Raw genomic sequence first — 8447 nt, forward strand, 5'->3', positions numbered from 1 at the left:
CGCTGCGATCTTTTGATCTTGATTTTTTAAGATCAAAAGATCGCAGCGTGCCGCAGCTCCTACACGATTTTGTGTTCAGACGTCGTAGAAAGGGGCGACCGATACCCGGCTACCGACAAAGAAACTGTCCGCCACCAACCGCAACGGCTGCAAATCCAGATCACTGCCCTTCTCGGCAATCAACTGCTGAAAATGCCGATACACCGCCGCGTACTCGCCCTCATCCGATACGGCCTGACGCACGCCATCAATACTCAACAGCGCCCCACCGTTATCCAGTCGCAGCACGCCTTCCTTGCAACGAACCTCAATACTCCACAACTCATCGTGCCCATGATCAAAATCAAACTCCGCTCGCACATCGAGCTGCTGCGCATCCGACATTTTGATCGAAGCGGCAATCGGCGATTGACAGTTTTCCGGCACGCGCAGTTCGGCGGATTCAACAAACAGCGGCAGCGCCAAAAGGTGAGTGACGATCGACAAGGCATTGATGCCCGGATCGAATACGCCGAGGCCGCCGGGTTGCCAGATCCACGTCTGGCCGGGGTGCCACTTGCGCACGTCTTCTTTCCAGTCGATCTGCACGCTTTGCAAAGTGCGCGTGGCAAGCCAGTCACGGGCGATTTCGATGCCCGGCGCATAGCGTGAATGCCAGGCGAACAGCGCACTGACGCCCTGCTCTTTTGCCTGATCGACCAAGGCCATGGCCTCGCCCAACGTTGCGCACGGCGGTTTTTCCACCAGCACATGTTTGCCCGCCGCCAACGCTTGCTGCACCAGGGCGAAGCGACCTTGCGGCGGTGTGCAGAAGGCAATTGCATCGACCGGCGGGCCGTTTTCGAGCAACTCGCTCAGCGACTGAAAATTCTCTACGCCGGCGCAAGGTTTGCCTTGGGTGGCGACGGACACCAACTGGAATGCGCGGTTGGCGTTGATCGCCGGGACGTGTTGATCCTGAGCAATCTTGCCGTAGCCCACCAGACCGAGACGGATTGGTTGCATCAATGACTCCTGCTTGAGTTTTTTGTTTTATGCAGCGAACCGGCAGATTACCCGCAAACGCCGCGAGCGTCTGTCACCGCAAAGTCACAACGGCGCACAGGATCAGGCAAGGATCGCACAGGAATGCACTACTTCCCGGCCCAGCGAAAAGCGAAGAATGTCACCACGACAAACCGATTGAGGATGTTCCCATGCTTGTACAAGCCTACGGCGCCCACGCTGGCGACAAACCCCTTGAGCCAATGCAGATCAACCGCCGCGCCCCGGCGGCCCATGATGTGCAGATCGATATCGCCTTCTGCGGCATCTGCCATTCAGACCTGCACCAGGTGCGCGCGGAATGGGCCGGCACGCAATTCCCTTGCGTGCCGGGACATGAAATTGTCGGTCGTGTGTCGGCGGTGGGCGCGCATGTCGGCGATTACAAGGTGGGCGATCTGGTCGGCGTCGGTTGCATCGTCGACAGCTGCAAACACTGCGATGACTGTGAGTCCGGGCTGGAAAACTACTGCGACGGCATGATCGGCACCTACAACTTCCCGACCCCGGACGCACCGGGCTGGACGATGGGCGGTTACGCGCAAAACATCGTCGTGCATGAACGCTACGTGTTGCGCATCCGCCATCCCGAAGCGCAATTGGCCGCCGTCGCGCCGCTGCTGTGTGCGGGCATCACCACTTATTCACCGCTGCGCCACTGGAACGCCGGGCCGGGCAAGAAGGTCGGCGTGGTTGGCATCGGTGGTCTTGGCCACATGGGCATCAAATTGGCGCATGCCTTGGGCGCGCACGTTGTGGCGTTCACTACTTCGGAATCCAAGCGCGAAGCGGCGTTGGCGCTGGGTGCCGATGAAGTGGTGGTGTCGCGCAATCCTGAGGAAATGGCTGCGCACGCGAAGAGTTTCGATTTGATCCTCAACACTGTCGCGGCGCCGCATGATCTCGATGCTTTTCTGGTGCTGCTCAAACGTGACGGTGCCTTGACCCTGGTCGGCGCGCCGGCCACGTCGCACCCAGCGCCGAACGTGTTCAATCTGATCATGAAGCGCCGCACGATTGCGGGTTCGATGATTGGCGGTATTGCTGAAACTCAGGAGATGCTGGATTTCTGTGCCGAACACGGCATCGTTTCGGATATCGAATTGATCCGCGCGGATCAGATCAATGCGTCGTATGAGCGGATGCTCAGGGGTGATGTGAAGTATCGGTTTGTGATCGATAACGCGACGTTGGCGGGTTAACCCACTTCATCACTGATGATCACAAAACCTGTGGTGAGGGGATTTATCCCCGATGGGCTGCGAAGCAGTCCCTGCCTTTTGAAGCTTAAAAGCGAGGGCCGCTTCGCGCCCCAACGGGGATAAATCCCCTCGCCACAGGTTAGTGTTTACTCAGCTTTGACGGGGTGCAATGCCGCCGCATGATGCATCGCCAGATGCCCGGTCTTGGCACTTTTCACTTCGTATTGCGGCTCGTCCTTTGATGCCGGTCGATGCCTTCCCATGAACTCGACATCCCGCGTATGCACTTTGACCACCGTGCCGCGAATCTCGCCGGCCTCGCTGTTCCAGCGCACCGCGTCGCCGACCTTGAATGACGTGCTCATGGCAATCCCCTCACTGCGCTGGCGGATGCTCACTCGATACCGAGTTGGCGGCGTCCACATCCGTCATGTCCTCGTCGAGCGGTGACTCATCATCGGCAGGCAACGGAACCTCCGGTTGATCGCGTTTTGGATCATGTCCCGTTTCATTGTCCGTCGTGCGCGTCACGTCTTGCTGCGACTTGTTACCCGGTGCATTTTCATCGATGTCCATGACTGGCTCTCCGCTCGGCCGCACGGAAAATCCGCGCTTAAAGGTGAGAGACAACGGCACCGCGCAAGTGCCGGGTACTGGACGAACGGTGCACGTGCTCACCAGCAAATTAGCTGGCCAACAGTGCTTTGGTCATTGCCATCGAGGTGTTCAGCGACTGCCCCGTACGCTGCAGTTTGTTCAGCAAACTGGCGCCCAGCCACAGCTGATACAGGGTTTCCGCCAGATGCCGGGCATCACCGGTCGGCAGGGTCTTTTCGGCCTGGCCTTGCTCGATGCACAGCGTGATGCGCGAGACCACTTGCTCGGCGCCGTCGCGCAGGGTCAGGCGCATCGATTCGGAGAGGTCGGAAACTTCGGCGCTGAGTTTTACCACCAGGCACTCATCGCCATGGCCTTCGAGGGTGCAGCGGTCTTGCCAGCCCTGCCAGTAATCCATCAGCCGTTCATAGGCGGTCAGCCCCGGCAGGGTCAGGCGCCGCTCCATGTCGGCCAGATAACCGACGAAGTAATCCTCGAGCAAGGCCTGGCCGTAAAGCTCTTTGGATTTGAAGTAGTGATAGAACGAGCCCTTGGGCACGCCAGCGGTTTGCAGGATTTCGTTAAGGCCGACACTGGTGAAGCCCTTCTCGGCCATCATCCGGTGGCCGGTGTCGAGCAAGTGCTGGCGGGTGTCGTCGTAGGTCGGTTTCATGGGGCGCAGATTACCAGGCAATAGACCAGTCGTTTATTTCAGAGGATGGCGAGTTTGCCATACCTGCCGAGTAAAAACCTGTTGAGAAAAAATTACTAGACGACTGGTCTAATTGGAAACTATGCTGCGCCCCGTCAACCGCATTTGCGGGTATCAGCGTGACGCGAATCCTTTGCGCCACGACGTCACAGATCAAACCAGGGTGCTCTATGAAAATTCTGATGGTTTTGACTTCCCACGATCAGCTCGGCAACACCGGCCGTAAAACCGGCTTCTGGCTCGAAGAGTTTGCCGCGCCCTACTACGCCTTCAAGGATGCCGGTGCGCAGATCACTTTGGTGTCGCCGGCCGGTGGCCAGCCGCCGCTCGATCCGAAAAGCGATGAGCCCGGCGCGCAGACTGCCGAGACCGATCGCTTTCGCAACGACCCGGCAGCGCAGCAGGCACTGGCCAGCACCGGGCTTCTGGCTGAGGTCAGCGCAGAGGATTTCGATGCTGTGTTTTATCCCGGCGGCCATGGCCCGCTGTGGGATCTGGCCGAAGACTCGCACTCGATCGCGTTGATCGAAGCCTTTGCCCGCAGCAACAAGCCCCACGGCTTTGTCTGCCATGCGCCGGGCGTGTTGCGTCACGTCGTCGACGCTGCAGGCAAACCGCTGATTCAGCATCGCCAGGTGACCGGTTTCACCAATTCGGAAGAAGCCGCCGTCGGACTGACCGACGTGGTGCCGTTCCTGATCGAAGACGAGTTTCAGCGTCTCGGCGGGCGTTACTCCAAAGTCGCTGACTGGCAGGTGCATGTGGTTGCGGACGGCCAATTGGTCACCGGCCAGAATCCCGCCAGCTCTGCCGCTGTCGCCGAGAAACTGTTGAAAATGCTCGGCTGATTCATCGCTCAACCTCATCACCGTGCTACGCGGTTTTATTTTTATCCTCGAAATAGTCGACTGGTCTAATAAGACCAGTCGAACAAGGTACCTCCATGCACAACAGCCCTTATTTCCAACCCGCGACGCTCGGCCTGCACACCCTGAAAAACCGTATCGTCCTGCCGCCCCTCACCCGCCAGCGCAGCACGCAACCGGACAATATTGCCAATGAATTGATGGCCGAGTATTACCAGCAACGGGCCGGCGCCGGTCTGCTGGTGACCGAAGGCACGCAGATCGAACCACGCGGTCAGGGTTACGCCTGGACACCCGGCATTCATACCCCGGAGCAAATCGCTGGATGGCGCAAAGTCACGGAAGCGGTGCACGCCGTTGACGGTGTGATTTTCGCGCAACTGTGGCATGTCGGCCGCGTCTCCCACACTGCACTGCAACCGAATGGCGCAGCGCCGGTATCGGCCTCGGCAGTCGCCACCGAGCGAGTCAGCGTGTTCATCGAAACCGCGCCGGGCGTGGGTGAACTGGTCGCCCCGTCGGCCCCGCGTGCATTGAGCACCGATGAAGTTCAGGAATTGATTCAGCTGTACATTCAAGCCGCGCGCAATGCGATGGACGCCGGTTTTGACGGCATCGAACTGCATTGCGCCAACGGTTATCTGGTCAACCAGTTCATCTCCGCGCACAGCAATCTTCGCGACGATCAGTACGGCGGTTCGCTGCACAATCGCCTGCGCTTTTTGCGTGAAGTGGTGGCGGGCGTCGCCGAGTGCATCGGCAAGGAAAAAGTCGGTGTACGTTTTGCGCCGTTGTTCACCACCACCGATGAAGCGCGGACTTACCTGGGCATGGTCGAGGAAGATCCACACACCACTTACATCGAAGCGATCAAAGTTTTGCAAGACGTCGGCATCGCCTACCTGTCCATCGCCGAAGCCGATTGGGACGATGCGCCGGCAATGCCGTTGTCATTTCGTCAGGCCGTGCGCGAGACCTTCAGCGGCGCAATCATTTATGCCGGACGCTATAACGCTGAATCCGGGGCCCGCTTGCTCGAATCCGGACTGGCTGATTTTGTCGCCTTCGGACGCCCGTTCATGGCCAACCCGGATCTGCCCGCGCGTATCGCCAATGACTGGCCACTCAATGCGCTGAACCCGGCCACCGTGTATGGCGGCAACGGCGAAGGGTATACCGATTACCCCGTGCACGGCTGACGGCGGCCAGCATCGAACAATGCACCGGGGATTGCCCTTCTTTCCCGGTGCAACTTAACCTCTGTGCGGCAGGTCAATCGTGTCAATGAGTGATGCGCCTGCGCGAGCAATGGCAGTCAGACCCCAAAACCAATAACGCACGAAGGGTGACATCCTGGAACATCTTACTCGCGAGGAGCTTGAGGCCGAGGTCACGCGGCTGCGTCTGGCGTTGGGCAACGCCGGAGCCGCCAAGCAGGACAGCGCGCAGGATCTGGCTGATCAATTGCATTTGGCGAGCCGTGCGGTTGCCGAAACCAAGGAGCGCTATCGATTGGCCGTCAAGGCGACCAGCGATGCGATCTGGGATTGGGATCTGACCGCTGACCGGATCACCTGGAACGAAGCCCTGCAAAAGGCTTACGGCTACACGGCAACCGCCACCAAGACCAATAGTGACTGGTGTTTTGCACGGATTCATCCGCAGGATCGGCCGCGCGTCGAGGCGTCGATCCGTGCCGTCATTGATGGCACGTCTATCGACTGGAGCGCGGAATACCGGTTTCGCTGCGAAGACGGCTCCTACGCCGAGGTCGTCGATCGCGGGTATCTGATGCGCGATGCCGACGGTCGCGCCGTACGCATGATCGGCGCCATGCTCGACCTGACGCGCTCACGTCATGCCGAAAACGCCTTGCGCCTCAGCGAAGAACGCTTCCGCACGATTCTGGAAACCATTGAAGCGGCGTTCGCCATCGTCAAAGTCAAATTCGATGCGGATGATCGCCCGGTGGATTACTGCTTCGTCGAGGCCAACCCGGCGTTCGAACGGCAGGCCGGGGTCAACTTGCGGGGTAAATGGGTCACCGAGTTTGCGCCCAATCTGGAGAGTTTTTGGTTCGAGACTTATGGGCATGTCGCCAAAACCGGCGAGCCGGCGAATTTCGAGAATTACGCGAATACCTTTGAGCGCTGGTTTGATGTGCGCGCCGTGCGCGTTGGCGATCCTGCCGATCGACAGATTGCGATTTTTTTCAGCGACGTGACCGCGCGTCGCGACGCCGAGGAGCGTCTGCGGGTCAGCGAGGCCGTGGCGCGTGAGAACGTCGAGCGTGTGCAACTGGCCCTCGCCGCCGGTGCAATTATCGGCACTTGGCACTGGCATCTGCCGACTGATCGCTTCACCGTCGATGAAGCCTTTGCCCGGGTGTTCAACCTTGATCCGACGCTGGGTCGCGACGGTTTGAGTCTGGAGCAAGTGGTGCAAACCGTGCACCCCGATGACAGGGACGGACTCACCCGCGCGATCAACGAAGTCATCGCCCGTGGCGGCCCCTATTCCCACCAATATCGCGTGTGCGGTGCGGATGGCAAATACACTTGGATTGAAGCCAACGGACGCGTCGAATGTGACGATGATGGTTCCCCGTTGCGCTTTCCCGGCGTACTCATTGATGTCGAAGACCGGCGCAATGTCGAGGCTGACCGAGACCGCGCGATTTCGGCATTGCGTGCGCTGAATGACACTTTGGAGCAACGGGTGACGGCGCGCACGGCTGACCTCATGCAGGCCGAAGAGAAGTTGCGCCAATCGCAAAAAATGGAAGCCGTCGGGCAACTTACTGGTGGGCTGGCGCATGATTTCAATAACCTGCTGGCCGGCATTTCCGCAGCGCTTGAGCTGATGGAAAGACGCATCGCCCAAGGTCGCCTGGAGGACGTCGACAAGTACATGGTCACGGCGCAGGGCGCCACCAAACGTGCGGCTGCTCTGACCCATCGCCTGCTGGCGTTCTCCAGAAGGCAAACACTCGATCCACGGCCAACCGACGTCAATACCTTGATTGTCGGCATGACTGAATTGATCCAGCGCACCGTCGGCCCGAGCATCCTGCTGAAAACCGAAGGCGCGAGCGACCTCTGGCCAGCGTTGGTCGATGGGAGTCAGCTGGAAAATGCACTGTTGAATTTATGCATTAACGCCCGTGATGCGATGCCCGATGGCGGACGCATCACCGTGCAAACAGCCAATCGAACATTGGATGACGAATCTGCTCAGGCGTTGGAGATGCCCGCCGGGCAGTACCTTTGCCTGAGTGTGGCCGACACGGGCACCGGGATGTCCGCCGAAATCATCGCCAAAGCCTTTGACCCGTTTTTCACCACCAAGCCTTTGGGCCAGGGCACCGGACTTGGATTGTCGATGATTTACGGTTTCACCAAGCAATCGGGTGGCCAGGTGCGCGCCCATTCGCAAGTGGGCCAAGGCACCACGATGTCGATCTACCTGCCCCGCTATCACGGCCAGGCGCCGCAAAATCACGACGACACGCAAAGCACATCGATTGCGGTGACCGCTGTGGGCGAGACGATTTTGATTGTCGATGACGAACCCACGGTGCGCCTGCTGCTGGCGGACGTGCTGTGCGACCTCGGCTATGACGTGCTCGTCGCCGCCGACAGCGTTGAAGGGCTGGCGGCACTGCGCTCCAATGCGCGCATCGATTTGCTGGTCACCGACGTCGGTTTGCCGGGCGGCATGAACGGCCGGCAAATGGCCGATGCCGGTCGGGAAATCCGCCCGCAGTTGAAGACCTTGTTCATTACCGGTTATGCAGAACATTCGGTGATCGGCAACGGCCAGCTCGGCCCGGGGATGCAGGTGCTGACCAAGCCGTTTGCTATTGAGACGCTGATATCGCGGGTCAGTGGCCTGATGGCGACCACCGGTGAATAGGATGATGCCGTAACTGTGGCGAGGGGATTTATCCCCGTTGGGCTGCGCAGCGGCCCCCGCTTCTAAACTGAAAAAGCAGGGGCCTGCTGCGCAGCCCAACGGGGATAAATC

Annotated in this window: 8 protein-coding genes; 4 read left to right on the forward strand and 4 right to left on the reverse strand. The window is 59.5% G+C overall.

What is annotated here, in order from left to right; all coding sequences use genetic code 11:
- Nucleotides 1-75 precede the first annotated feature (75 nt).
- Nucleotides 76-1005, reverse strand: coding sequence for a Gfo/Idh/MocA family oxidoreductase (locus tag QMX93_RS28410; protein WP_282358853.1), 930 nt, complete (start codon nucleotides 1003-1005; stop codon nucleotides 76-78).
- A 191-nt stretch (nucleotides 1006-1196) separates the two neighbouring features.
- Here QMX93_RS28410 and QMX93_RS28415 point away from each other — a divergent pair, with 191 nt between their 5' ends.
- Nucleotides 1197-2246 (forward strand): NAD(P)-dependent alcohol dehydrogenase, encoded by a 1050-nt coding sequence (locus QMX93_RS28415; RefSeq protein ID WP_282358854.1) that lies wholly within the window; start codon nucleotides 1197-1199, stop codon nucleotides 2244-2246.
- A 146-nt stretch (nucleotides 2247-2392) separates the two neighbouring features.
- Here the strand turns inward: QMX93_RS28415 and QMX93_RS28420 are convergent, their stop codons facing one another.
- The 3 genes from QMX93_RS28420 to QMX93_RS28430 all read right to left on the reverse strand — a co-directional run bounded on the left by QMX93_RS28420 (nucleotide 2393) and on the right by QMX93_RS28430 (nucleotide 3516).
- Nucleotides 2393-2611, reverse strand: a complete 219-nt coding sequence (locus QMX93_RS28420; RefSeq protein ID WP_282358856.1) for a DUF2945 domain-containing protein — start codon at nucleotides 2609-2611, stop codon at nucleotides 2393-2395.
- Between the two features lie 10 nt (nucleotides 2612-2621).
- Nucleotides 2622-2822: a hypothetical protein gene (locus QMX93_RS28425; protein WP_053119506.1), complete on the reverse strand. Its 201-nt coding sequence runs from the start codon at nucleotides 2820-2822 to the stop codon at nucleotides 2622-2624.
- A gap of 109 nt (nucleotides 2823-2931) precedes the next feature.
- On the reverse strand, nucleotides 2932-3516 hold the full coding sequence (locus tag QMX93_RS28430; RefSeq protein ID WP_282358858.1) for a TetR/AcrR family transcriptional regulator: 585 nt from the start codon (nucleotides 3514-3516) through the stop codon (nucleotides 2932-2934).
- Nucleotides 3517-3725: 209 nt separating this feature from the next.
- Here QMX93_RS28430 and QMX93_RS28435 point away from each other — a divergent pair, with 209 nt between their 5' ends.
- From QMX93_RS28435 to QMX93_RS28445, 3 genes are all read left to right on the forward strand, one after another.
- Nucleotides 3726-4403: a type 1 glutamine amidotransferase domain-containing protein gene (locus QMX93_RS28435; RefSeq protein ID WP_282358860.1), complete on the forward strand. Its 678-nt coding sequence runs from the start codon at nucleotides 3726-3728 to the stop codon at nucleotides 4401-4403.
- 95 nt (nucleotides 4404-4498) lie between these two features.
- Nucleotides 4499-5620, forward strand: a complete 1122-nt coding sequence (locus QMX93_RS28440) for an alkene reductase (RefSeq protein WP_282358862.1) — start codon at nucleotides 4499-4501, stop codon at nucleotides 5618-5620.
- A 253-nt stretch (nucleotides 5621-5873) separates the two neighbouring features.
- On the forward strand, nucleotides 5874-8336 hold the full coding sequence (locus QMX93_RS28445; protein ID WP_282358864.1) for a PAS domain-containing protein: 2463 nt from the start codon (nucleotides 5874-5876) through the stop codon (nucleotides 8334-8336).
- Nucleotides 8337-8447: the final 111 nt, after the last annotated feature.

This window comes from Pseudomonas sp. PS01303, from assembly GCF_029959385.1.
Classification (GTDB): domain Bacteria; phylum Pseudomonadota; class Gammaproteobacteria; order Pseudomonadales; family Pseudomonadaceae; genus Aquipseudomonas; species Aquipseudomonas rustica.

Excerpts from the sequence above, each read along its gene's own strand:
- QMX93_RS28410 (WP_282358853.1), bottom strand. The coding sequence starts at position 1,005 with ATGCAACCAATCCGTCTCGGTCTGGTGGGCTACGGCAAGATTGCTCAG.
- QMX93_RS28415 (WP_282358854.1), top strand. The coding sequence starts at position 1,197 with ATGCTTGTACAAGCCTACGGCGCCCACGCTGGCGACAAACCCCTTGAG.
- QMX93_RS28420 (WP_282358856.1), bottom strand. The coding sequence starts at position 2,611 with ATGAGCACGTCATTCAAGGTCGGCGACGCGGTGCGCTGGAACAGCGAG.
- QMX93_RS28425 (WP_053119506.1), bottom strand. The coding sequence starts at position 2,822 with ATGGACATCGATGAAAATGCACCGGGTAACAAGTCGCAGCAAGACGTG.
- QMX93_RS28430 (WP_282358858.1), bottom strand. The coding sequence starts at position 3,516 with ATGAAACCGACCTACGACGACACCCGCCAGCACTTGCTCGACACCGGC.
- QMX93_RS28435 (WP_282358860.1), top strand. The coding sequence starts at position 3,726 with ATGAAAATTCTGATGGTTTTGACTTCCCACGATCAGCTCGGCAACACC.
- QMX93_RS28440 (WP_282358862.1), top strand. The coding sequence starts at position 4,499 with ATGCACAACAGCCCTTATTTCCAACCCGCGACGCTCGGCCTGCACACC.